We start from the raw sequence: 24,941 nt of genomic DNA on the forward strand, positions 1-24,941 counted from the left end.
CTTGCCGTTAAGGCGTGGGCGCGAATCCTTGGGCGCTCACGCCTATTTTATGTCCGGGAGCGATGTGCCGCAGTCGGTCGACCAGACGTTCGCTAGCCGCGGGATCGTACCATTCGGACAACCCGTGCTCGGCGTACATTCGACGCATGCCAAGCGACTCGCTCCTCTTACCGCCGCTGCCGTCCCCTTGAAAATAATTGTCGACGACGATTCGAGCCGCAACATCGACGAGCAGCTCGGCGAATTCCGGCGTATGCGGCAGGAGCGGCGATACCGCCGCCTGGGTGGCAATACCGGCTTCGCGCAGCGTCCGAAGCGCGCGTAAGCGAGCCGCGATCGGCGGCGCCGACGGGGTGAACAAGCGCCTCATCTCGTCGCGGTCCGTCTCGACCGTCATGCTGACGCGCACCGAATCGCCCAAGCGCGCGAGCACGTCCGCATCGCGCATCACGAGCGGGCTGCGCGTCTGGAGCAGCACGAAGTCCGGTCTTTCCGTTGTCATCGCCTCCAGCAACGCGCGTGTCAAGCCAGCCTTCGCTTCGAGAGGCTGATAAGGGTCCGTAGCCGACGAGAAGAAGACGGTTACGGGCCCTTTGCGTTTCGCCGCGGCGATCTCTCTCGCGAGCTTGCCCGGGTCGGCTTGCTTAGGCTCCGCCCACGTTCCCCAAGGCTCTCCCCGGAACAAGCCGACCGGCAGCCGCCTCACGTAACAATAAGAACAGCCGAACGTGCACCCGACGTACGGATTAAGCGTGTGCGAATAGCCGGACAGGAAACCGGAAGTCGGCGTCAGCCACCTCGTCCCGCTCATAGCCCGCCGTCTTCCCGCTCGGGCAATCGCCAATCGATCTCCGCGATGCCATGGCTCGCCAGAAACTCGTTGCAACGGGAGAACGGACGGCTTCCGAAGAAGCCCGCGTACGCGGACAACGGGCTCGGATGGACGTCTTCGATGACGAGATGGCGGGATCGATCGATATGGCGGCCCTTCTCCTGCGCCTGTTTGCCCCAGAGCACGAACGCAATCGGCCGCTCGCGGGCGCTGAGCGCGGAGACGAGCTTGTCCGTGAACGTCTCCCAGCCCAGCTTGCGGTGCGCGTTCGCCTGCCCTTCCTCGACCGTCAACACGCTGTTGAGGAGCAGCACGCCTTGCCTCGCCCAGTGCGCGAGGCAGCCGTGCGAAGGCGGCTCGAATCCGATGATGTCCTCTTGCAGCTCCTTATAGATGTTCCGCAGCGAAGGGGGCAGCTTCACGCCAGGCATCACCGAGAAGCTGAGCCCGTGCGCTTGTCCCGCTCCGTGATAAGGGTCTTGTCCAAGAATGACGACCTTCACGTCGTTGAACGACGTCAACTCGAGCGCGCGAAAGACGCTGTCCGCGGGCGGATAGACAGTTCGCTCTGCATAAGCTTCGTCGAGCTTCTTCATTAACGCTTCATAATAGGGTTGCGTATGTTCCGCCTCCACTACCTCTTGCCACTCGCGATCGAGCGAATTCACTTGCTTCACGGCTTGCATGCGATGGCTCTCCATTCGTCTTCCAATATGGCGTGCACATACGAATCGTGCCACTTGTCCTTATAACGCATATGCTCTCTCAGATGGCCTTCGTACCTCATCCCGATCTTCCGCATGACGGACGCCGAGCCGACGTTGTCCGGCCGACACGTCGCGTAGACGCGGTGCAGCCCGTGCTTCTCGAATCCATACCGGAGCATCGCGGCCGCCGCCTCCGACGCGTAGCCCTGCCGCCAATACGACGGATTGAAGCAGTAACCGATCTCGCCGGTAAGCGGCTCGGTCACTCGCAACCCGCAGCCGCCAATCAGCCTGCCGCTCTCCTTCAAGACGACCGCCAGTTCGTAATCAACGCGCGGTTCTTGTTGCTGCATCTGAATCGTAAGTCCGATGAACGCCCGCGTCTCATCTTCCGTATTCGGGCCCCAGATCATATAGGTCGCGACAACCTCGTTCGACGCGTACGCATGCACATCCGCCATATCCTCGAGAACGAAATCTCTCAAGATTAACCGATCGGTCTCAAGTACCATAAGCGCGTCCCCCTGCCCGTTCTATTCTGACTAGCTTACCAGATGAACAGATGCGTGACAATCGCATTTTCGGGCAGGGAAACGGGAACATTCTCGGGATATCCGAGTTCCAATACCTGTCGAATGCCGGGGGAAAAATAGTGCGCTATCAACTTACAATAATACCCATACGATTATATATTGAAGAGGCAACTTGCAGGAAGGCGGACAGATCTCCTTGAAAGGAGGAGTCTGTGATGGAAGTGTTTCAAGCTCTTTCAGTCATCTTCGCTTTTGGTTTATTCCTCATTTCTTTGCTTACGTATATCGAAAAGAGGAAGTAACCGGTAAGCCGATCGGTTCATGTCGCGGTGAACCATACTGACAAAGAGCCGCCGAATCAAGTTGCTGGGTTAGATCGCCTTATGATCTAATCCATTTTTTCTGCGCCGGGGCGCACGGACTCCGTTCGTTCCGCGGCGCGAGCGTATTGCTCCCAATGCGGGTACGTCTTCCAAGTGAACTGTTTGTCGTACGTCGTGGTATCCGTCTTCACCATCTTCGTAAGCGCTGCCAATACAATGCCGAGTATGCCGAACAAGCCGATCAGCCACACCGTTAGAATGGTCATATTTTCCATATAAGAGCCCCTCCGTTCATGCGTACCTATTACATAAGTACGTCGGACAAGAGCCCTCTATGTGCATGAAAAAAAAGCCCCGCAAGCGGAGCTTCCTCTTACTTGCTATCCGGAATTCCGAGCAGCCGCGATACCGTAACGAACTGCATCCCCTCTTCCTTCAACTGCGGAATGAGCTCGTCGAGCGCTTGAATCCCGCCGGACAAGTCCTGCGTCCAGTCGCCCCCGCTATGGAAGAGCACGATGGAACCGGGATGCAGTCGGCTCCTTACGTTGTTCTTGACCGATTCCGAATCGGCTTGCGTCCAGTCCAACGAGTCGACCGTCCAGCCGATGACGCTGTAATGCAGCTCGCCGAGCGTCTTCACGAGCTCGTCGTTCAATCCGCCGTACGGAGACCGGAACAGCTTCGGCGAGTAACCGACTACCGCTTGGATCTGCTTGTCCGTTTCCTTGACCTCCCACTTCATTCGGTCGATGTTCTCCTTGAACAGCTTCGGATGCCAATAGGTGTGGTTCGCGAGCAGATGGCCTTCCTCGTGTATACGCTTCGCGATGTCGGGGTGACCGGCTACCCGGGATCCCATGACGAAGAACGTCGCCTTGACGCCGTGTTTCTTGAGAATATCCAGCACCTGCGGCGTGAACCTCGCGTCCGGCCCATCGTCGAACGTGAACGCGATCCGGTTATCCTTCGGCGGTCCGTCCAGTGCGAGAACGTTGGGGTACTTCTTCTGCAGGACGTAGTTATCTTCCGGCTTCAGGCTGCGCCCGGCGGATTCGGGACCTCCGGCCAACTGCTCGCCCGCTGCGGTTGCCGCGGCGGGATCGCCTGCGGTCAACGCTCTGAGCGGCGCGGTCGACGGTTCCGAGGACCTCGCCTCTGGCGCCGATCGTCCTCCGCAGCCGGAGACCAGCATCATGCATACGAACGATAGGAGCAATAGTCGGAGCTTGTACATGAGAATACCCTCCTTGGTGCGGCGTACCGCAATCAAGGTTAATTTCTCCAATAATCTCCTGGAATATCAATCAGTTCAGGCGAAGCTCCATCGGGTCGTTGCACGTCGAGTAGCCGTTGCGCTCGTAGAACGTTCTGCTCTCCTCGCTTGGCCACACGATAATGAATTCGTACTTGTTCTCGATCGCCCATCCGCGTACGGTTTGGAGCACTTGGGTGCCGATCCCTCTGGACCGGTATGCCGGATCCGTATACACATTCGTCAGATAAGCGAACGGGTACGTAATCCGCCCCGGGCGCGGCACCTTGTCGATCAACTGTATGTATATATGCGATACGATGACCCCGTCCGCCTCCGCGACCCAAATGTGCCAACGTTCCCCGCGAATGGCTTGCTCCAGGAACGCTCGACACTCCGTTGCGAAGAGCTCGTAATCTTCCCGCACCTCCGGCTGATGCTCGAGGGTGAACTCCCAGCGCATGAGCGTAAGCGCCTCGATATCGTGTTCCGCAGCTTGTCGGATGTTCATATGCCGCCTCCTTGGATGAGCGGTACCGCGTGCTCGAGTATCGACAGATCCCGTAGCAGCATGAATCTGTCGGAGTAATCCGTGCAATGGTCTAACGAGAATTTCATGTTCATCCACCTCATCCGCATGCCAAGCTCCAGTTCGTTATCCGATAAAGAGAGATTGTCTCGTCCGGACGTCGCCTTCGCGATATAGCAGTAAGAACGTTGCATGAAGCGATTGCTCACTTTGTGCTCGTCGATATACCCTTGGATGTCGTGGTCCATGATGCTTACTCAGGAGTTGCATGAGCTGCCTCCTAACCGTTCCATACTAAAGCTCCCCCCAGCTCGATCTTGTTGGTAGTGCAGCCAAAAGGAAACCTTGAAAGGCTGAGCCAATCAAGGTTCTTTTTTCACGATAAGAATTATAGAAAACTATGAATTAGTATATACTACCGACCCTAAGGGTATATCTTTGGGATTTATTGATTTTCCAAGACATATGCCTACCATCTTTTTATCAGTGGGTGAATTAGATACTTGAACTGAAACAACTTTTAAATCTAATTCATTGTATTCAGGTGTCCGAACAACAACATTGTCCCCAATCCTGTCTAATGAGTCGAGAGTAGGATTAAGTCCAACTATAATCGTCCCATATTCTTTGGATTCAAACACATCCTCAACTTCCATAATTTTTTGCAATGGAATGGCTCCCTTATTATCTACTTTGAATAAATAATTCATCCCTAACGTCTCGAATACGAAGCCCACCGTTCTTCAATCTAGTAATTGCATCCCTTAGTAATGTCATTCTTTCAGTTGAAGTTAAGTCGGGAGCATACCTAGCCGCCCTAATACTAGCCTGAGCTTCATCTAAAGCAAAGTTTCTTGCTAATGTTGCAGGATCAACATCATAAAGAATATATGCTTTTCCATTTATATACGCCTCATAGTGTCCAACAATTTCATGGGCGATAGTCGCCTTACCTGAAACACGACTATTTGCACTTAAAGTTCCGATTCCGGGGGATTTAGCAGGTAGTACATCTGTATTTATATAAAGCCTATCATACATCATCCCCGTATTCCAACCGTCCCTGAATACAATATTATCTTCAGAGAATCCTAAACTTTTCGCATAATTAACCATTTCACTTCTTTGTGCATTGGTTAATTCCATTTCATTTCTTAATCCACCTGAAGAGATTTGACGATAATTCTCCGAACCCGCACCGACTGTTTTTAGTTTTGGGTGCAAGTACTCTTCTGGCGTTATTCTAGGCAGTGTATCCCCTACCGGTTTCGTAGGAAGCTTAGGAGAATCCGGCTGAGCATGCGCTTTCACCGGTGCGTCCCCGCGTATGATTCTTACTCCCCCGGCCTCCTGAACGATCCTAGTCCCTTTGGCCAGCTTCGCGACCTTGTCGACACCCTTGGCGCCGACGGCCGCTAGCGCGACTTCGCCGATCATCCGGCCGAACCATCTGCCGCGGCTGTCCGCGTCTCCGTTCACGACTTCGTTCGTCCAGGAATCGGACACCGCCTTCCATATCCCTTGCGCCGTCTGCACCGGATGCTGCACGACATAGACGAGCCCTTGCACGGTCTCGATTGGATGGGTCACCATCGTCCATAGCCCTTCGACGGTACCGATCACCGCTTCCGTGGTGCCTTCCATAAACCCGGTCACGCCGTCCGCCGCCGCATGTAAGCCGTCGCCGATCTTGTCCCAGATCGACTTTCCTCTATATGAAATCCCTTTGATGTCTTTCGCATAATTCAATAGTCTTCTCATCGTGACGATAGATTGCTCGCGCGTATAAGGCTTATCGGGTTCCATGCCGGCATTGCTTCCCGTGAAAATCTTGGCATGATAAGTCAGATTGGCGGAACTCTTCGCCCACGAAGGTATGGCGGCATAATCCGTGTATGGGGCTTTGTCCGTAGTTAAGCCGTTAACCTTTAAAGTCGTGAGTATGTTCGCCATCATGACGACGGCTTCTTTGCGTACGATAGGCCGATCCGGCTCGAACAACGAATCCGACACGCCGTTCACGATGCCGAAGTTGTATGCTTTGTATACATGATCTTCGAACGTATCCGTGAACCGCTGTTCGGTCAGTACGATCGGCAGCTTCTCATCTGCGGCTTTCCCGACGATCGCCGAGAGCACGAACCAGGACGTGCCGGAAATGCTTACCGTACCGTTTCCTCCGTTGTCGTACTGAAGCGTATACGTATCCCCTACGGCCTTAATGTCCGCAGCCAATACGATTACTCCCGTGTTCGTCCTAAGGGCGTCGATATTGGCTTTCGTGGCGGGCTGTCCCGATCGAACGGCCACGGTCGAAGACGGCAATACGTACGAATAATGCCATCTTTGCACTTGCATAATCGCATCGTAACCCGTCTCTTAGCGAATCTCGCGCACGAAAGCCGCTTCCTTCTCCTCGGCTCCCTCTAAGCCGCCTCCAGGCAACTTGAACAGGCCGAGCGCGGACATCTCCATCATCGCGACTTGGTTATCTTCATTGAGCAGAATGCCTCTGGCGGCATAACGGGATACCTTGCGTATATATTCGGGCGGACCGCCTTGGACGTCGTGGTCCGTGATGCTTCTGAGTAGTTGCAAGATATTGCCTCCTCTATATCCCTATTATAACTCTTTTCATAACTCCATCTTGTTGATAATGTAACTAAAAGAAAACCTTGAAGGCATAAGCCAATCAAGGTTAGTTAGATTCATTATAAAACCTATATCCCTCTAGCAGATAGGCTAATACAATCTCTATCTTCACAAGCTATCCTATATGTAGTCAAACTCCCTTGAAAGTTTAGTTGTTTTCCACATCGTGGGCATACAATTTTTGTACTTCCGTTTTCAATATAATCTTCGACAGCCCTGTATAATAAATTGCGTTCATTCTCATTTGTTACTTGCTTATTTGTACCCATACTATATCCTCCAAATAAAATAATCTGTTTTGAAATAATAAACGTTATCATATTCGAAAATATCTACGAAATACAAAATATTTACAGGGTAAACCCATGCGCCATCTCTTTCATATACTATTTTAGGACCTCTCACTTAGGTAGTCAGAACTTAATGATCCTGTAATCAATACCTGCGATATTAAGCTTGTCACCTATATCAATGAATCTACTTTCTAAGATGAACTACGATATACAATACCGCCTTTTTCTAAGAAATCTATTCGATCAGGGAATCCAACACATATACCTATATTCTTTTTATTTACGATTGAAGTAGATATTTGAGAAGATACAACATCGAAAATATGTTTGTTATTATCAGAATCAATCACTAGGATCGACGTTCCGATTAACGCTTTAATTTCCCTATGACTCATATGATCAAATTCTGGATTTACTCCACCTATTACGATGCCGATGTTCTCGACTTTGAAATAACCAGTAATCGTGAATAACTTCAAACATATCACTCCTGATATCTTGAACTATATACATGAGAAAAGATCGAAGACACAGAAATTAGACTCACACGATCTTATATACCTCATCTCCTGCTTTTACTTTGATAAAGTCATCTGAATCATAGATAATCATACCGATACTAATGCTGCCAGAAATCGAAGTTGAAATATCTACTTTCTTGACTTTGAACTTAAGTTCTTCTGAAAATGTTTTCACCATTATCTCTTTATCAGCTACGTCAAGTCTGTTCATTGTATTGAGCGAAATCTTGGGATTGGCTCCAATGATTATAGAACCCAAATTATTATTTAAAGTTAAGCCGACCTGCATTATCTGTTCATAATTCATTAATACCCTACCTTTCATAGAAGTTGTCTTGGGGATATAGCAATAAGAGCACTGCAGAACTTTTGTCCGTCAGTGTAACCCATGGGCTTCACGATAACCGCGTGGTAACCCGTCTCTTCAATAATTTGTATCTCGGTCTATAATGTCTAGATGATCATCACTGATATCTTGTTTTGCGATTTTTAGCCCACGCCAATAGCTCAGAGGATATGCAGATAATTCAACAAGCAATTCGCCTTGAATAAGTCTAAACCTACCGCCTCTTTCCAGAAACTTTAACATTGGTTCGTACAAGTCCATATATTCTATTACCTCTACTACTCCCTCATCTGCTAATGCTGATACTTCTAAATAACTGTAGCATATTGCTTTAATGTACACATTTTGAATATTTTTTAGTGCAGGACAAGCCTTAATAATATCTATAGCTGTAACTTTTCCAAGTACACTAGCAACACGAACAATAGGATAATTTTCAACAGAAACAGATAATTTATCTAGAAAGTTGTTAATTATTCTAAAATACTCACTTATCAAAATATGATGAGATTCGGACTTACTCCCCGCATCTTCAAACTTTATTATTGAAATGCGATCTACAGCATGATTCAAAAATGCGCCCAAACTTGCCACCTCGCTTATTGAAATAGATTTTTAAAGTACTATTCCTCGTATCCGGGAAATGTTCAAGAGTTTTCCACTTCGAATCAATTACATCCATTATATGATAATTTCCAACAGTATCCAAGACAACATCCGCGAAACGTCGGTATTCGACTTCGAATCGTTACTAATACTCAATTAATGCTCCTCACAAACCTCGAAATGAGAGTTTTTGACCTTTAAATGATATGGATATTATAGGTGTTATCGCTTGAATGGTGGGTTCGTTCGACCCTAGGTAGCCCCCACCAAAGAGAAAACCTTGAGAGGCAAAATGCCAATCAAGGTTCAACTTTTAAAGGTTCAAATGTCAGATTATCAGGAAAATACCATCCTTCTCATCTAGACATCCCCGCCCAGATTGTTTTTGCACCGTAGGCAAAACGGCATGTAAACAGAATTTGCGGAGAACACAGATAAGTCGGACATCTTTGAAAGGCATTAGCCATTTAAGGTAAGTTTGTTTTATAAATATAGATACGGCCTTTCCTCAATAAGTTTTGTTAATATAATACACTTCTCTGTTGCAATATGACCTGCAATTTCGTCAAATTTTTTCACTGATTTCTCTGTATCTAGCCAAAATAATGCTGCCAAGGCGAAGTGGGCATTATTGTATTGCCCTAGAACCTTAGGCTTATCTTCAATTCCTTTAGCTAGATGAACCAATTTATCCAAAGTGATCTCATCATGTATTTTCAACTTTACAACTTGAAAAATCGCATTAGCTATAATTAATATATTAGAATCATCCAAACATTCAATTAGTTCTTTTTTTGATATTTCGTTCTTTTTTATCTTATTAATTGTCTGTTGTATATCGTCCATGCACTTACCTCCCCAGAATTTCAACGTCCAGCATACTCTTTACTCATTACAATTTTTCCCATAAAATCTCATTCGGTCCGAATCTAAAAAAGTAATTCTTGTTACAAAGCAAGTTGTACATTTAACTCTCTGAGTAACCCTCTACGATTCCAATTTCCATATCCCACTCGCTAAAAAAGAGCTTTTCATTTTTAATCTTTAGATCTTCTGCAGAATATGCTCGTAAGTATAATGAGGCGTTATCATAATGAAGAATACCTAGGAAATTCGAAGCAATGACAGGGTAAACCCCCGTACCCGCTCTCTCAAATACCATTTTGAAAAAATCAGTTAATCTTGCACTAACCATGCCAGAATAGCTTTTTTTCAAAGTAAGATTATTCGTTAATAAAAAAGGCGTAGCAACCGTTTGATTTGATTCTAGTACCCACTTAAACCCTTTTCGTGAAATATGAATGGTACTAATTTCGCCTTTCGAAATCACTGACTCATCAAATGATATCATTATAATTTGTCCAGAATAACTCCTAGAATTTTTATCGCCAAAACCAAAATCTCCATCAAAAGCTATTCCATCCAATAAAAAATTTGCACCCTCAAATGGTTCGGCTTTTGTTACCCATATATAAATATGTTTTTTAGTATCCATATTTAAGCTGATGCCTCCTACATAGTGTCACTAATTCCGCCAAAACTCAGCATCAACGAATTATTAACGATTCAGATGCAATCAACAACCTTTTAACCGTCTAAATGCCTCTAAATGTAACATATAAACAATCAGTTGTTTCACATTTAATTATATATCCGGAGCCGTGATCATCAAGAATGAGCTTTGTTCCACAACGCAAACAACGCCTGTCTGTGGCCCCATATTCTAGATAATCCTCCGCTGCTCTATCTACATTATCCATCTCCGCTTTTCCATCATCAAGAACTTCATCTATTTTATTAGCATCCATGTGATATCTCCCTCCGAGCTTACTATGTATCGACTCTCTTCGTCCAGGAAACGGGCATAATGAAACGTTATACGTCCCACCGACTTAAGGACCCGCCAGAGTCCGGACACGATGCAATTAGCCGGTGTCGGACCGAGGGGTGAATACCCGATGCGTGATATTATATTTCTTCCATTATAGTAGCGCCGAACGAAGACCTCTAAAGATATCCTGCTTTACAAAAAGTCTCTATTATTCTTTTTTGTCTTGTCCAAAAGGAATAACTTTACCCATTAAGCTTTTAATAGTTCTTCCTCTGATAAAAAATCTTCCATCTTGATGTCTGCATGATCTTTATATGCACTACAAATACATTTTCGATTTTTAATCTTACCAACTACAAAGGATTCGCTATTCTGCCACAGTTCAAAAGATTCAAACTCATCTTTAGTAATTTGATAATACTCCGGAACATCTGCAAAGCCCGTAAGCACCTCATAAGCATAATATTCAGAAAACATTCCGACACTTTGATATTGCCCTAGTTTAATTCGTTTATAGTCTCGATAGTTCATTTATTATCCCCCTTTATTAAGTAATCTTTATGTCCTTGTATGAATTGCACAGAGCGTTCATGTATTCACGACGTCTTACAACCTTAAGCCCGAAGGGCGGCCGCGATGCGGTAGGTAATGGGATGTGTCCGGCTGACACCTCTACCTCGTATACTGAAATGCATCTTTTGATTTCTAATATTTCCCCTGGAGCTTGGCCCAGCCTTAGTACTTAGAGTTCTGAAAATAAAAAAGCCCCAAATGGAATTGTAATCCATACGAGGACCAATTACTCGCGATGATACTATGGATATTGAATGGTAACGTGCTCGCGAAGATTACAAATAGTTAAATGATGATAGCTCTTGGAAAGTCAATCGAGACTTATCAAGCATTTACCCACTAATTCTTCTGCATTGTATCCGTTTGGTTTAAGATTTAAGGAGATAGTATTTTTATTCATTTGAGGATTTTTATATCCCATATGCACCACATTATTTATCACAAATTCCCTTGTAATATCATTTGAGTCTACTAGTAAATCGCCTGTAAGTACGCCTGAATATTTTCCAGTTATTACTACAACATTGGCACTCCCTACATACATCGAAAACTCAACATTTATAGAAAACATATGTTTCACCACCTTTTATTTCTCCAATATTTGTCTATATTCTCTAAGTTGCTGAATTGTATCTCTAGTCTCAGAATTCGGGATACCATACGCTTTTCTGAAATTAATCAACTTTTCCTTAGCCTCAATCTCCATTTCGATAATATTAGTGCCGTTCGCTCTCCCAGTTCTATACTGAGTTGCGTGTATAAATTCTTCAAATACCGCAGAAGTTGAAGGATTCGATCTAAATGCTATTGTTGTTGCATCTAAAGTTGATGCTTCAACACCATGATAATTCAATAGCGGAAGTGCTTCTTCTTCCTTTACTATGAGACCACCTTGCTTTTCAAAAGCATTTTTCATCGCATTGAACTTATTTGCGTCCATTGGGATGTGCCCCGAACCGCTATCTATTCGATTTAGAGCATTTCCCGCACCCTCAGCATCATTTTTCAGTATTGGAGGCAAATATTCTAATGGCGATAATCTAGGCAGTGAATCCCCTTCCTGCTTCAGCCGCATAGGAGGATCCAGCTGAGCATGCACTTTATCCGGTGCGTCCACGCGTACAATCCTTAAGCCCCCGGCCTCCTGAACGATACTCGTTCCTTTGGCCAGCTTCGCGACCTTGTCGACGCCCTTGGTCCCGACGACCGATAGCGCGACTTCGCCGATCATCCGTCCGAACCATCTGCCGCGGCTGTCCGCGTCTCCGTTCACGACTTCGTTCGTCCAAGAATCGGACACCGCTTTCCATATCCCTTGCACCGTCTGCAGCGGATGCTTCACAACATAGACGAGCCTTTGCACCGTTTCGATCGGATGGGTTACCATCGTCCATAACCCTTCGACGGTACCGATCACCGCTTCCGCGGTGCCTTCCATAAACCCGGTCACGTCGTCCGCCGCCGCCTGTAAGCCGTCGCCGATTTTATCCCAGAACGACTTTTTCTTCTTCTCCGCTGTTCGGTCAGTACGATCGGAAGCTTCTCATCTGCGGTTTTCCCGACGATCGCCGAGAGTGCGAGCCCCACGATCTACGTAAACTCGGCCCGGGTAATATTGGACTTGTATCCTTGCTGAAGCTCCTCCGGCACTAACCCATGCTTGATCATGTAGGCCACGTCGTTCTTCGCCCAACCGGAAAGAACTTCTCGGGACGGCTCTGCGGCATGGACGCCGGCTAAGGAGAAAAGAACGAAAGAGAAAATCACGATAATTATCAAAAAGCTGATGTTCCATACATCAGCTGCGACCTCCTCTTTGATTGAAAAACGTACCCCTAGCCGTCATGCTAATATAATCTATATCTTCATATGAATTTCTATATGAAGTCAGATTTCCTTGAAACATAATTTGTTTACCGCAGAGAGGATAAATAATATTAGAAATCGTTACTATGATTCGAAAGTAGTGACTGCAGGAAACTGTCCCCCCTCATTGTATAAACACCTAGCTAATTTTTGTGCTGCTCTATCGAAGTAAAATTTCGATTCATTATTAGCATCCAGAACTGGCTCGATTTCTTGAATTGTCTCTTTCTCTTTATTTAATTCAATTTTCCCCATTAAATCTTCATTCGGTCCGAATCTGTAAACAACCTTTTCGTCATCTTCAAATTCTTTAAGTAAAAGTACAAAAGACGCCATTTATACTCCTCCTATGGCCTCCAAATTCTACCTGTTTTTCAGTTGGATCATGTGCCGTTCTATAATACGTTTTAATATTCCTTCAAACTTGGATTCAAATATTAACGCATCTCGCCACTCAATTTGGATGATTTACCCATTCGGATAAATCTTCGCTCAGGCATGAAAAATTGAATATGCTTGGCTTCGTTATCCAACCCACCACTGGTCATAACTAACTCATGCCTTCTGCAATTCTTTCTACAATCTCTTTATCCCAATCATCAAGATTAGCCATTAATTCTCCATACTTGCTTATCGATTCGGGAGTACCAATAACCATAAGTGCCGCTATACTGTAGTGCCCTATAGTGTCAATCCCAAAGAGTTTATTTACGTTCGGGTCCCTGAATTTACTGATGTAAGAAAGTTTAGAAATAATCTCTTCGTTACAGAGTTTTCTGCTGACAATCTGACTCATAGCACTGACTAAGACCTGATTATGATGAATATTTAGACACTGGATAAGTTCAAGATCGTTTAATTTTCCTTCTCTTATTTCCTTCGATAAACTTAAAGGCTTCATTTCTTATCACCTCTCCATTATTCATTTACAGGCCCAAAGGTATTTATCAGATACTGCCGTTCTGCTCTATAGTTATTCCACAGTTGCTCAACAAGAGCCTTGTTACCTATTCGATCAGCCTCTTTAATTTCAACCATGTACGCTCTGAGCTCCATAATAATTCTATTTTTGAACTCATAAGTAACATCCAATTTGGGATAGCCTCTTGCCTTATCATCTAGGAAATGTTGATATTCATGTCTTAGCGCACTTATTGAAGCATCTTCATATATGTTCAATTGCCCTGGATTACTTCCTCTAGGTGCATATGCCATAATATCACGATCCAGGATTCTTACTTCAACTCCTGCTTCTTGAGCTCGCTTAATAATACTATTCCATTCTTCGGGATGAGAGAGACGACCTGGACCATAAATTTCCCTAAACGGATCAGCATCATTCTTTCCTAACAGGTTGTCAGGTAATCTATCTTTTACAGGCCCATCACCATCTATTTTCAGTTTTGGAGGCAAATACACTTCTGTCGATATTCTAGGCAGTGTATCCCCTTTCTGCTTCGGAGACATATTAGGAGGTTCCGACTGTCCCAGCACTCTCTCCTGCGCGTCCACGCGTACAATCTTTACACCCCCGGCCTCCTGAACGATTTTGGTTCCTTTCGCCAGCTTCGCGACCTTATCGACGCCCTTGGTCCCGACGACCGATAGCGCGACTTCGCCGATCATCCGGCCGAACCATCTGCCGCGGCTATCCGCGTCTCCGTTCACGACTTCGTTCGTCCAAGAATCGGACAACGCTTTCCATATCCCTTGCGCCGTCTGCAGCGGATGCTTCACGACATAGACGAGTCCCTGCACCGTCTCGATCGGGTGGGTTACCATCGTCCATAGTCCTTCGACGGTACCGATCACCGCTTCAGCGGTGCCTTCCATGAACCCGGTTACGCCATGCGCCGCTGCCTGCAAGCCGTCGCCGATTTTGTCCCAGATCGACTTTTTCTTCTTTTTCTCGAAGGGATGTTCCTTGGCTTTGTCGTCCGCTTGTATGTAAGATTGCAATCCATGTTCGATAAAATCATACAACGCTTCGAGCTGATTTTCTACCCTCATCAGTCTCGAACCCGCTCGGCTCAACCGCGAGTCTATGCTTCTTCTCGCTGCGATACGGCCGTCGATTCGCGTTCGCGACGACGACAGTTGATGTGCCTCGTCCTTAATCTTACGATACGCGCTCTTGAAGCTCCGGTATTCGGTCTGTACGCCGTTCACGTCGATTCTAATCTGCGACATGCCGGATAACCTCCTCTTCTCCCCTTACCAACTCACTTGGATCAAATAATCTTCGCCGCGCGTTTGAATCCGATATTCGCCGCTCGTCACCGATTGCGAACCTTCGACCGGAAGATCAATATTCGGGAAGTTGCTTGCAATGGAATTCCACATGGATAAGAAATCCGCTTCCCGCTTAGGGGATCCAAGCTTGACGTAATTTTTCCCTACCCTTACATCGTCGATCTTCTCGAACGCGATATGCACCTTGCCTCTATACGAGATCCCTTTGATGTCTTTCGCATAATTCAATAGTCTCCTCATCGTGACGATAGATTGCTCGCGCGTATAGGGCTTATCGGGTTCCATGCCGGCATTGCTTCCCGTGAAAATCTTGGCATGATAAGTCAGATTGGCGGAACTCTTCGCCCACGAAGGTATGGCGGCATAATCCGTGTATGGGGCTTTGTCCGTTGCTAAGCCGTTAACCTTTAAAGTCGTGAGTATGTTCGCCATCATGACGACGGCTTCTTTGCGTACGATGGGGCGATCCGGCTCGAACAACGAATCCGACACGCCGTTCACGATGCCGAAGTTGTATGCCTTGTATACATGCTCTTCGAACGTATCCGTGAACCGCTGTTCGGTCAGTACGATCGGAAGCTTCTCGTCTGCGGCTTTCCCGACGATCGCCGAGAGTACGAGCCCCGCGATCTTCGTAAATTCGGCCCGGGTAATATTGGACTTGTATCCTTGCTGAAGGTCCTCCGGCACTAACCCTTGCTTAATCATGTAGGCCACGTCGTTCTTCGCCCAACCGGAAGGACCTTCTCGGGACGGCTCTGCGGCTTGGACGCTAGTTCCTAAGCTTAAGTGAGCTACTAAGAGAACGCTAACGATCGATATTCGTGACAATCCAACCAACATCTGCATCCTCCCCTTCGGTTGAAAAACACAGAGGGAAGCGCAATCGGCTTCCCTCGATGTTATCCTTGCTGCTAATGAGTCCCGGAAATATCCAGATCGTCCGCGGAAGACTTCGATGCCGAATAGACGGCAACGACCGGATGCGGAATACCGGCCAACGACCAGGACGTGCCGGCAATGCTTACCGTACCGTTTCCTCCGTTGTCGTACTGAAGCGTATACGTATCCCCTACGGCCTTAATGTCCGCAGCCAATACGATTACTCCCGTGTTCGTCCGAAGCGCGTCGATATTGGCTTTCGTGGCGGGCTGTCCCGATCGAACGGCCACGGTCGAAGACGGCATTACGTACGAATAATGCCATCTTTGCGCTTGCATCGCGTATTCGAGCATGGACAGTTTATTGCCCGGATTTCTGTCCGTGCCGTAAGTCTCGTCCCTGCCGATGTACGTCCGATTCCTTCCCGTCAGTTGCAACAGTTGAGATGTGCCATACGGATAGCTGCCGAACGGTTCGGCCGCCTTGCCTGTCGCGCTATCCCCTCCGGATTCCGCGAACAACGCGGCAATTCTGGAAGTCTGTCCGCTCTCATCGGAAGTCACGTTGCGGCGTCTGGCCTGTTCGCCCCAGTTCAGACTTACGGAATTCGCGTACACGGATGCCGGATTCCAACCTGGGAAAACCCCGCCGTTCTTGTTAATGAGCTTATAACCCCCGTCGGACTTCATGTACAGGTCCACTGGGGTAATCGAGCCGTTCTTCAGATTAAGATGGTAGTAGTAGGGAATGACTTGCAGGTTTCCGTAGTAGTTGCCCATCGTCTGAATGTCGGTAAGCACTTCATAACCTAAACGCAGTGGTTGATTCTGAAGAGCCGGGATATTATTCTTCGACGGTACGAGCGGGAACCGAATCGGATCTTGCTCCAAGTGTCCCAGCATTCCCCATGTATTCAAGTAGTTCGTTCCTGCGGTAACGGCGTCGCCGCGAATCGTGAAGAAGTCTCCCATGATCTTGTTCTGTACGTTCGGGTTCACCCGTCTAACGACGTTCGGCACAAGCCACTCGGTCGGCGTGAGAGGCTGCTTGAACAAGTTGGAGAACCTGAAGTCGCCCGTGTCCTCGATGATCATGTTCCCGATACGCCCTACGACGTCGACCTGATACTTCTTCAACGTACTATGATTGGCCGCATAATTGCCGTAGCGAACCCTATTGGTCGGCATATCGCTATCTTCGGATACCGCGTTGATCGCAATGCTCTTCCACTCTACCATCGCGCTTACTTTTTCCCTGTTCGCAAGCGGTACATAGAAGTCGAACGCCGTCTGCGCAACGTTGAGAGGTATCCACTCGTTAGCCAAGTATAAGACATTGTTGTAGATGACATTGAAGTCGAACTTTACGTACTTCTCTTTGGTCCACTCCGTGGTGTCCATGTTATCGATGAAACCCTTGCCTCTAAGGCTCGTCGTCTGCGCCCATCCCCATTGTCCGTTGCCGTAGAAGTCGCCGGTATTCGGGTAGTAGAGTTGGAAGCCATGATCTAGCAGTACGAAGTTGCCCGGAGAGTATCCTCCCGCCGGCGTGGCGGGATTCGTCTGCTTGGGAATCAGAATATACGCCTCGGACGGAGGCGACGTATCGGAACCGCCGGCTAGCGTCGTGATGATGCGAGTCGGACTCCCTACCGCAGCTTGCGGAGGAACCGTTATACGGATCGCGCCGTCTCCGTCCTGGCCGGTCTGCGTTCCGCCGGCAGGCGCCGGCATAGATTGATTCCCCGGGATCGTCTGTGCGCCCGATAAGGTCCCGGATACATACGATGTCCCGCCATAAGACGCTCCCGGATCATCGCCGTGGATAACCATTCCTCCATAGTATCCGCCTCCGCCTCCGCCCTCGTCGTTCGGATACGAACTGGAGTGTCTCCCTGTATCGCCGTTCTGGCCTTGGAAGAGCGTGCTCGTCGACTGATCCGTACCGCCCCAGCTCGGGTAGCTGGCGCTCCTCGCCCCGCTGCCTCCCCCGGCTACCAGCATTCTGCTCGAGGTCCCGCCCGTAGAGTCTCTGACGTCGGACGCGCCTCCGCCTCCCGGCCCAGCCGTTCCTACTCCGGAGCCTCCGCCATTGAATCCTCCATTGGAATTGTAACAATCGCAGCCGTCGATTCCGCCGGTACGATCCCCGCCTTTGCCTCCGACGTACAGCTTCAGCGTATCGCCGGCATTAAGCGAGATAGAGCCCTTGGCGTAACCTCCTCGATTCGGCACCGTCGAGTCTCCGCCGATACCGCCCCGCGCCCCCCAAGCTTCAATGGTATAGGTACCGTTAGTCGTCGCCGTGAAGGTCTGCTCGCTTCCGGTATAATCGAACGAGAGAGACGCCCCGGTCGATGAAGGGATATAGTCGGGATTCGGAACCTCTTGCGTGACGGATACAGGCGCAACCGCTACGAATTCCTGCACGCTCATATTTTTCAATGAGAGATTATCGACGAATAAATAGTCGTAAGCGTTAGAAGTCGAGACATTATTGCCCTTCTTGAGATGAATTCGCACGTACGACGTATTCGCCGGCGTCGTGAAGGTGATCGTCTTATGCTGAATTCCGGCGTTGTTACTCGGATCCCCGGATCCAACCGAACCTAAGTGCGAAGACCATCCGGCGGAATAGAAGTCGAGCAAGAAGTAACCGACGCATCGGTGACAGCTGATATCTCCTTCGAATCGGTATTGCGTGTTCGGCTTAACGGGAATGTCTTGCCAATACCCGCCCGTCGTGCCGCTAGAGGCAGCCGAACGCACTTCGAACGTCTTGGCTCCGGGTCCGATTACCCACGTATCGCCCGATCGGTGAGTAAACGTTAGGTTAGACGCGCTTCCCGAAGATACCCACGTATTCCACCCGGCCACCGTACCGTCGGCGTTGACAATCTCCGCATCCGGATTCGGGATGATGTTCTGCCGGTAATCGGGATCAAGTACGCGCTCGTACTCCGCGATTCCTTCCTGCTTGTTGCCGCCGAGCGCTCTAGAAGCCGGTGTCCGCTGATCCAAGGCGCTCGGCAGCGATATCACCAAGGCGTCCTCTACCGAGACCGGATTATGGATGACGACGTCGTTGACTTTCTGATGGATGCTCGAGTATGCCGACGCGAATTCCTGACCTTGCAGCCCATACTTGCTATTGGATCCGGTATTGTACGTAACAGGCCGACTCAACGGATTGTAAGGACTGAACATCAGCCGATAGAAGACCGAAGATGAACCCGTCACGTACTCCCCGTTCGGCAGTGCGTTGGGAACATCCAATCCCGTCGTCATTACTCTCATGAACGGAGCCGGACGAGCGGGTCGGTTCAGTCCGGCCGGCATCGAATCGAAGATCGTCGATACGGTTCCCGTTGATCCGCCCGAATACTTGTAGGTCGGAGAGCCGAAGTTGCCGTTGTACGATCCGACGCGAATCGTATCCTTAGGATCCCACTTCGCCGCAGACTGCGGATTGTTCGTCCACATCGTATCGAAGTCCGTCGTGGGCACGTCCAACTGCTCCGTCACCTTCGCCGTATTCGATGCTTTCTGGAAGTACATGACGGACTGATCGCCTTGAGACGTCTGTAAGATTAGAAAATCGGATATCGCCGTCACGTTCGTCGTCATCGCTCTGCGTTCGTCGAATTTCTGCTGCTCGTTGACCGGACCGATCTTCGAGTTCGATAACGAGTTGTCCGAATTGCCTTCGTTCCAATAGACATGATCGTGCTGATTCGTCTCCAGGGAATAGCGGAGCCGGCCAGCGGCGCTCGTGTTGGATTGAGCGAAGTTATAGAACACATTCGGATCGCCTTGCGTGACCGTTGCGGTTACTTCGTTCGTCCCCACGAGCGTCGCCATGCCGTTAACTTTGGAGCGATCGAGCTTCCATACGACGGCTTTGTTGATTCGCATATAATCGAAGGTTACCGTCTGCGTCCAAGTGTCGACGTAGCCTCCGACCGTGTGGGAGTCGTATCCTTCCTGAACCCACCAGTAGTCGGTATGCGACTCTTCCGGGGATCCCCCCGTGCAGGGAGTACCGCTGCAAGGGACTGCCGCTTTCGTGACGTGCTTCGATGACTTCTGCGAGACGACTTCCGTGTACGATGCTCCGGATGCGTCGACTTTCGTCCTCGCCGACGGTCGAGACGGGACGCTATCATGACCTACGCCGCCGGTAATCGGACTCATCGCCCATCCGTTAACGACCGCGTTATACTCAGAGGTATACGTCCGGGTTTGCGTAACCTTCGGCACGTATTCCGTCTCGATGTCCACGATAAACTCCGAACCGCCGGAAGCGAAGTACAGACTCCTCGTCGTAGGCGTTCCGGACATGGCGTCGAACGTTTCGTTCGAACCGGTGCCGGATAGCTGCGGTGAACCTTCTTTGATCTCCGAGAAATACTTCGGCACGCTGAAGTAGGTTCCTATGTTCTCCTTCTCTTTCATAGGGCGGAACCAGGTCATTTCGATGGAATCGGAACGTCCGCATTTCTTTTCCATGATATTACCTGACTTATCCTTAGCGATAATGCTCACGTCTGCATTGTACTTGAAGCTCACCTTGCCGCCTTCGGGAATCGCATAGTTCGTAAGATCGTCATGAAACAGAACTTTGCTCGTCGCTCCGCCTTTCAAGTAAGCTAACAGTTGATTCTTCGTAACCGCGTTCTCTAGATTGGGGTTTGCATCCGGCGCAGGTTCCAGCGCACTACCTTTGGTCCATATCGCTTTCGCCCCGGTATTATCCAGTCCGGCATCAGTCTGATCGGATCGATACGTTTTGATCCGAATTTTGAAATCCGTCTTGTCGGCGACCCACTTCTCCCAGTCCGCGATATCCTTCTGATCCGTCTGCTGCAGATCTACCTGCATCGTAACCTTCTGTCCGATGACGGTGTTATCCGCGGGAATCTCGCCTTCGATCTTCTCTTTGTTGGGGATTGTAGCGCTGGTGAAGCATTTGCAGTCGGGTTTGTCCGTATACAAAGCGATTACATAGGTACCGCCTACATAGACGGCAGGTTTACGCTCTTTTAACTCAACTCCCCTGACCCAGTGAGGCTCATTTCCGGTATCGTTACAAGTTTTTGTCTTAGGATCCTCATATCTTGTAATATAAGAACATGTTAAATAATAGGTATTGCCGTCAGTCCCAGTAATCTTTTCATCGAGCAAAATACCATTGCCATCTTTCGTTTTCGATGCATCGTAGTTCCATGCCGGCCACATCCCTAGTTCATAGCCGTCTTTTTCTTTAGGACCGTATGTACTTTTTATCTGTACTTGAGCTTTAATGGAGGATCTCGTTGATTGGTTTAAATACTGTACGTAAACAGGGAATGACCCTTTATATTCTAGCGAAACGTCATAGTATCGCCGAAAATAGGACTTATTCGCCCATGGTTTCGCATCCCTGATCTTATCCAATGTTTCATATTCAGGTGTTAGATAGATCTCATTTCCGCTTTTAACCAAAAAAATTGAGTTTAAGTAAACGGTAGCTCCATCTTGAATGTTCTGAAACTTCTCGTTTGGATGATCAACTAGTTTATTCGTAAAAGATTTTTCCTTAGTTATAAATTTAGTGACCACAACAGACTCATCACAGGCACCCCATTTAAGAAGTGTCTCTGGTTCTATACCTCTATATGCTGCCTTTGTACTATTATCGCTGAGGTACTCGCACTCCGCTATATCATCAACATCCCACATATCTCTATTATAAGTACCTGAACTATTATAGAGATCAATTCGCACATAATCATTTTCTGAAGTTCCTAAAGTCGGTCTACACTCAGCCCCAAGCGGATCCTGCACTGCTGCATTCTTATCCGTACATGTTTGATCCAGTCTAATAATGAATGCTTTCGTTCCATAACGAATACTTGAACTTGCCTTCTTATTGGGTGTTACAAATATAAGTTGTTTATCCTCAAACCAAGCACCTGTTGCATAATCCTTCTTTTCGGTTGGTGCAGGTACAGCATATGATTTTACATTCAGACCAGACGGTATACCTATGATAAATATCAATAAAACTAGCAGTATAATTCTGAAATGTGACATTGAATTACCCCTTGCGCGAACAATGTTCGCGTATTAATTCAACACTTTATACTGGTACGACATCTTTCCAAACATATTTTCATAATGATCCACTGCAAACCCAGAAAATCTCGCATTAATTATGTTTGTATTCAGAACAACGGATGCATATCCTCCATACCATACGCCCTTCTTTAACTTAAATGAGTCTGAAGTTCTGGATACTTGCCAGTTGTCCAAGAAGGTTTGAGAAGTATCTTCACCAGAGATAATCATAAATTTAAAGTAAACTCTCATTTCTGCAGTTTCGCTTGAACCGCCCATTACTTGCGAATTTTCCGGGTCTGCGTAGCCTTTTGCAATAATTTTATTTTTTTTGACCCATTCGACATAATATAAGAACCACTCGTAAAACCCCTGCCTATCATAAGTGCTCATGCCTCGCATATTTGCAATTAAAGTCTTAGCGAACTTCTCTGCGTCTATTGTCCGATAATCAACATTAAGTTGAGCTGCATAATAATCTCGAATGTGAGTCGCCCACTCGTCGACATACGTCTTTCCAAGATCATCATACAACCTCGTTTCAAAAAACTTTCTATTACTAGATTTATAATGGACGTTGTAAAATCCTGTAGTCTCAAGATCAGTTAGCCTCATCCAATATTCATCTTGCTTCTTACTATACTCACGTCCCCAAGGGTCGAGCTTCACCTCGCCGGCATCCACTTTCGCTTGGTATTTAGCATCGGTAACTTTAACCGCATGAGCTCCTTCGTCCCAATCGACCTTAGATTCCATAACTTCGCTTACAAATCGCAACGGGACCATCGTGCGCCCTTCAAACTTCTCGGCAGCAGTATCCAGTTCGACGGATTCTCCGTTGACTGCTACAGTAGTCGAGCCAACGGGCATTTTTATCTCCTTCTCGCCATACCGAATGACGGCAGTTTCAGTCGCTGGCTCCCAGTCCACTTTCGCACCAAGCTTCTCGCTGACGAATCGTACCGGGACCATTGTGCGGCCATCCGTGTTTATATAAGGCTCGGTATCGGGGAAACGAACTTTTTGTCCGTTAACGATTACCGGAATAATGCGAAGATCTTTACCGGGTTTTGCGGATACTGAAGTAGTGAAATCGCCACAGAGTAGTACAGTTATAGCTAAGATAAATGCCATAGAGTTCTTAATCATTCTTTAATCTTCTCCTCAGCCATTAGTATGTGACTATTTATGTCCTCCCTAATGATTAACAACGAAATACAAAGTAAGTTAAGAGGAAATAAATGTACTAGTCTATTAGTTACTTAGCATGGTATAGGGGGAGTTCGGATCCACTAGCTTATTGGTTCCTACATCTCTGTCATATCTTTTCATATAAAGAATGCTTTAGTACCATAGCGAATATTGGCGGTTGCTTTTTTGTTACGCGCAACAAAGACTACTTTTCCATCCTCAACCCATGCGCCCGTTCGGTATGTATATTGATCGTTTGGATTATTTGCTGCCTGAGCATGGCGGACTTGCAAGTTTGGAATTCCGGTAACATATAAGAGCAATACTAAAACACACATTGACCATCTCTTCACAATGAAGCCACCTTCAATAACTTATTGATTAGTTGTAATGTTGTAAAAATATGAGTTTTTATAGAACATATTTTCACCATGGCGAATTCCGTAGTACCTTCCCCAAGCCTGGTTAGCGACATTTGAAGTCATGCTCACTTCTGAGTAGCCATCGTACCAAATGCCTTTCTTAAGTTTGAATGAATCAGCTACTTCAGATACATTGTAATTATCAAAGAATGTCTGTGAGGTATCCTCTGCAGAGATTATCATAAACTTAAACCGGGTAGGTACCCACATGAGATCCCCAGATCTATACAATGTAGACAGTTCCGGATCTGCATAGCCTTTGGCTATTACTTTATTCTTCTTCACCCATGCAACGTAGTCTTTGATCAGAGCCTTCTGTTGACCAACTCTAAAAAGGTCATCGATCATATAAGAGTTTTCAATAAACTTTTTAGCAAATTGTTCCGCATCGACAGTCCTATAATCAATATTTAGCTGAGCTTCATAATAATTACGAATCTTCTGAGCCATGCTATCGCTATGAAGTCTAACAACAACATCATCATAATACCTTGGCTCAAGGAAAGCCCTGCTTGGACTATTCTTGTAGAAGCTATAGAACTTCGTGCTCTCAAGATCAGTTAACCTCATCCAATACTCATCTTGCTTCTTACTATACTCGCGCCCCCAAGGGTCTAGGGTTACTTCGCCAGCGTCAATCTTCGCTTGATACGCTGTATCTGTTACTTTAACTGCATGAGCATCTTCATCCCATTCAACTTTGGATGCCATTACTTCGCTGACGAATCGTAGAGGAACCATCGTGCGGCCATCATATTTCTCGGCTGCCGTGTCCAATTCGACGGATTCTCCGTTGACTTCTACCATAGTGGAGCCAACGGGCATGTGTATCTCCTTCTCGCCATACCGAATGACGGCTGTCTCGGTATCCGGTTCCCAATCTACTTTCGCACCAAGTTTCTCACTGACGAATCGTACCGGGACCATTGTGCGGCCATCCGTATTAATATAAGGCTCGGTATCGGGGAAGCGAACTTTTTGTCCGTTTACGATTACCGGAATGATCTTTAGATCCTTTCCAGGTTTTGCGGACACGGGACTCGTAAATACGCTACTGAGTAGCACTGTTGCTGCTAAGATGGATACCATCGGCTGCTTGATCATTGGATTATCTTCTCCTCAGTTATGTGAACTAGAGATCACAGAATTCAAGAATCTAGAGATTTCCACAATGCACCAAATATCTCCATTATAAGTGAGTTTCCGACAGTATCCTAGACTAAGTCCG

Annotated in this window: 28 protein-coding genes; 1 reads left to right on the plus strand and 27 read right to left on the minus strand. The window is 47.5% G+C overall.

Annotated features, from left to right (window positions below; all coding sequences use genetic code 11):
- Nucleotides 1–7: 7 nt before the first annotated feature.
- From ACFQZG_RS10330 to ACFQZG_RS10340, 3 genes are read right to left on the minus strand one after another with little or no spacing between them, the layout of a single operon-like run.
- The gene (locus tag ACFQZG_RS10330) at nucleotides 8–811 is read right to left on the minus strand and encodes an SPL family radical SAM protein (RefSeq protein ID WP_378152074.1); all 804 of its coding nucleotides are present in this window, start codon (nucleotides 809–811) and stop codon (nucleotides 8–10) included.
- A complete protein-coding gene (gene ung / locus ACFQZG_RS10335) occupies nucleotides 808–1,518 on the minus strand; it encodes a uracil-DNA glycosylase (RefSeq protein ID WP_378152076.1) in 711 nt (236 codons plus the stop codon). The genes ACFQZG_RS10330 and ung overlap by 4 nt, the downstream gene beginning before the upstream one ends.
- Nucleotides 1,506–2,051: a GNAT family N-acetyltransferase gene (locus ACFQZG_RS10340; protein WP_378152078.1), complete on the minus strand. Its 546-nt coding sequence runs from the start codon at nucleotides 2,049–2,051 to the stop codon at nucleotides 1,506–1,508. The genes ung and ACFQZG_RS10340 overlap by 13 nt, the downstream gene beginning before the upstream one ends.
- 236 nt (nucleotides 2,052–2,287) lie before the next feature.
- Between ACFQZG_RS10340 and ACFQZG_RS10345 the strand changes: the two genes are divergently transcribed.
- On the plus strand, nucleotides 2,288–2,374 hold the full coding sequence (locus ACFQZG_RS10345) for a putative holin-like toxin (RefSeq protein ID WP_378152558.1): 87 nt from the start codon (nucleotides 2,288–2,290) through the stop codon (nucleotides 2,372–2,374).
- A gap of 86 nt (nucleotides 2,375–2,460) precedes the next feature.
- Here the strand turns inward: ACFQZG_RS10345 and ACFQZG_RS10350 are convergent, their stop codons facing one another.
- From ACFQZG_RS10350 to ACFQZG_RS10465, 24 genes are all read right to left on the minus strand, one after another.
- A complete protein-coding gene (locus ACFQZG_RS10350; protein WP_378152080.1) occupies nucleotides 2,461–2,670 on the minus strand; it encodes a hypothetical protein in 210 nt (69 codons plus the stop codon).
- A gap of 98 nt (nucleotides 2,671–2,768) precedes the next feature.
- The gene (locus tag ACFQZG_RS10355; RefSeq protein ID WP_378152082.1) at nucleotides 2,769–3,632 is read right to left on the minus strand and encodes a polysaccharide deacetylase family protein; all 864 of its coding nucleotides are present in this window, start codon (nucleotides 3,630–3,632) and stop codon (nucleotides 2,769–2,771) included.
- 70 nt (nucleotides 3,633–3,702) lie between these two features.
- Nucleotides 3,703–4,161, minus strand: coding sequence for a GNAT family N-acetyltransferase (locus ACFQZG_RS10360; RefSeq protein WP_378152084.1), 459 nt, complete (start codon nucleotides 4,159–4,161; stop codon nucleotides 3,703–3,705).
- Nucleotides 4,158–4,427: a hypothetical protein gene (locus ACFQZG_RS10365; protein WP_378152086.1), complete on the minus strand. Its 270-nt coding sequence runs from the start codon at nucleotides 4,425–4,427 to the stop codon at nucleotides 4,158–4,160. The genes ACFQZG_RS10360 and ACFQZG_RS10365 overlap by 4 nt, the downstream gene beginning before the upstream one ends.
- A 150-nt stretch (nucleotides 4,428–4,577) precedes the next feature.
- The gene (locus tag ACFQZG_RS10370) at nucleotides 4,578–4,889 is read right to left on the minus strand and encodes a hypothetical protein (protein ID WP_378152088.1); all 312 of its coding nucleotides are present in this window, start codon (nucleotides 4,887–4,889) and stop codon (nucleotides 4,578–4,580) included.
- On the minus strand, nucleotides 4,864–6,414 hold the full coding sequence (locus ACFQZG_RS10375; RefSeq protein ID WP_378152090.1) for an S-layer homology domain-containing protein: 1,551 nt from the start codon (nucleotides 6,412–6,414) through the stop codon (nucleotides 4,864–4,866). Before ACFQZG_RS10375 ends, ACFQZG_RS10370 begins: the two co-directional genes overlap by 26 nt.
- A 144-nt stretch (nucleotides 6,415–6,558) precedes the next feature.
- On the minus strand, nucleotides 6,559–6,777 hold the full coding sequence (locus ACFQZG_RS10380) for an NUDIX hydrolase (protein WP_378152092.1): 219 nt from the start codon (nucleotides 6,775–6,777) through the stop codon (nucleotides 6,559–6,561).
- 538 nt (nucleotides 6,778–7,315) lie between these two features.
- Nucleotides 7,316–7,603: a hypothetical protein gene (locus ACFQZG_RS10385; protein WP_378152094.1), complete on the minus strand. Its 288-nt coding sequence runs from the start codon at nucleotides 7,601–7,603 to the stop codon at nucleotides 7,316–7,318.
- A 64-nt stretch (nucleotides 7,604–7,667) separates the two neighbouring features.
- Entirely contained in the window at nucleotides 7,668–7,952 is a 285-nt protein-coding gene (locus ACFQZG_RS10390; protein WP_378152096.1) for a hypothetical protein, read from the minus strand.
- Between the two features lie 117 nt (nucleotides 7,953–8,069).
- On the minus strand, nucleotides 8,070–8,576 hold the full coding sequence (locus ACFQZG_RS10395; protein WP_378152098.1) for a hypothetical protein: 507 nt from the start codon (nucleotides 8,574–8,576) through the stop codon (nucleotides 8,070–8,072).
- Nucleotides 8,577–9,080: 504 nt separating this feature from the next.
- Complete coding sequence (locus tag ACFQZG_RS10400) at nucleotides 9,081–9,443, minus strand: hypothetical protein (RefSeq protein ID WP_378152100.1); 363 nt, start codon at nucleotides 9,441–9,443, stop codon at nucleotides 9,081–9,083.
- Nucleotides 9,444–9,564: 121 nt separating this feature from the next.
- Nucleotides 9,565–10,092: a hypothetical protein gene (locus ACFQZG_RS10405; protein WP_378152103.1), complete on the minus strand. Its 528-nt coding sequence runs from the start codon at nucleotides 10,090–10,092 to the stop codon at nucleotides 9,565–9,567.
- Between the two features lie 100 nt (nucleotides 10,093–10,192).
- Nucleotides 10,193–10,405: a hypothetical protein gene (locus ACFQZG_RS10410; protein ID WP_378152105.1), complete on the minus strand. Its 213-nt coding sequence runs from the start codon at nucleotides 10,403–10,405 to the stop codon at nucleotides 10,193–10,195.
- A gap of 272 nt (nucleotides 10,406–10,677) precedes the next feature.
- A complete protein-coding gene (locus ACFQZG_RS10415) occupies nucleotides 10,678–10,959 on the minus strand; it encodes a hypothetical protein (protein ID WP_378152107.1) in 282 nt (93 codons plus the stop codon).
- Between the two features lie 352 nt (nucleotides 10,960–11,311).
- Complete coding sequence (locus ACFQZG_RS10420) at nucleotides 11,312–11,584, minus strand: hypothetical protein (RefSeq protein WP_378152109.1); 273 nt, start codon at nucleotides 11,582–11,584, stop codon at nucleotides 11,312–11,314.
- A 3-nt stretch (nucleotides 11,585–11,587) separates the two neighbouring features.
- Nucleotides 11,588–12,451 carry a hypothetical protein gene (locus ACFQZG_RS10425; protein WP_378152111.1) on the minus strand — a complete coding sequence of 288 codons (864 nt, stop codon included), beginning with the start codon at nucleotides 12,449–12,451 and terminating at the stop codon, nucleotides 11,588–11,590.
- A 500-nt stretch (nucleotides 12,452–12,951) separates the two neighbouring features.
- Nucleotides 12,952–13,203, minus strand: coding sequence for a hypothetical protein (locus tag ACFQZG_RS10430; protein WP_378152113.1), 252 nt, complete (start codon nucleotides 13,201–13,203; stop codon nucleotides 12,952–12,954).
- Between the two features lie 214 nt (nucleotides 13,204–13,417).
- Nucleotides 13,418–13,768: a hypothetical protein gene (locus ACFQZG_RS10435; protein WP_378152115.1), complete on the minus strand. Its 351-nt coding sequence runs from the start codon at nucleotides 13,766–13,768 to the stop codon at nucleotides 13,418–13,420.
- A gap of 17 nt (nucleotides 13,769–13,785) precedes the next feature.
- Nucleotides 13,786–15,057, minus strand: coding sequence for a hypothetical protein (locus ACFQZG_RS10440; RefSeq protein ID WP_378152116.1), 1,272 nt, complete (start codon nucleotides 15,055–15,057; stop codon nucleotides 13,786–13,788).
- A gap of 24 nt (nucleotides 15,058–15,081) precedes the next feature.
- On the minus strand, nucleotides 15,082–15,828 hold the full coding sequence (locus ACFQZG_RS10445) for an S-layer homology domain-containing protein (RefSeq protein ID WP_378152560.1): 747 nt from the start codon (nucleotides 15,826–15,828) through the stop codon (nucleotides 15,082–15,084).
- A gap of 206 nt (nucleotides 15,829–16,034) precedes the next feature.
- Complete coding sequence (locus ACFQZG_RS10450; RefSeq protein ID WP_378152118.1) at nucleotides 16,035–20,882, minus strand: glycine rich domain-containing protein; 4,848 nt, start codon at nucleotides 20,880–20,882, stop codon at nucleotides 16,035–16,037.
- 1,227 nt (nucleotides 20,883–22,109) lie between these two features.
- Complete coding sequence (locus ACFQZG_RS10455) at nucleotides 22,110–23,249, minus strand: copper amine oxidase N-terminal domain-containing protein (RefSeq protein ID WP_378152120.1); 1,140 nt, start codon at nucleotides 23,247–23,249, stop codon at nucleotides 22,110–22,112.
- A 179-nt stretch (nucleotides 23,250–23,428) separates the two neighbouring features.
- Nucleotides 23,429–23,644, minus strand: coding sequence for a hypothetical protein (locus ACFQZG_RS10460; protein WP_378152121.1), 216 nt, complete (start codon nucleotides 23,642–23,644; stop codon nucleotides 23,429–23,431).
- Between the two features lie 21 nt (nucleotides 23,645–23,665).
- A complete protein-coding gene (locus tag ACFQZG_RS10465) occupies nucleotides 23,666–24,817 on the minus strand; it encodes a copper amine oxidase N-terminal domain-containing protein (protein WP_378152123.1) in 1,152 nt (383 codons plus the stop codon).
- Between the last annotated feature and the right edge of the window lie 124 nt (nucleotides 24,818–24,941).

The sequence above is a fragment of the Cohnella sp. GCM10027633 genome, from assembly GCF_042675445.1.
GTDB lineage: Bacteria > Bacillota > Bacilli > Paenibacillales > Paenibacillaceae > Cohnella.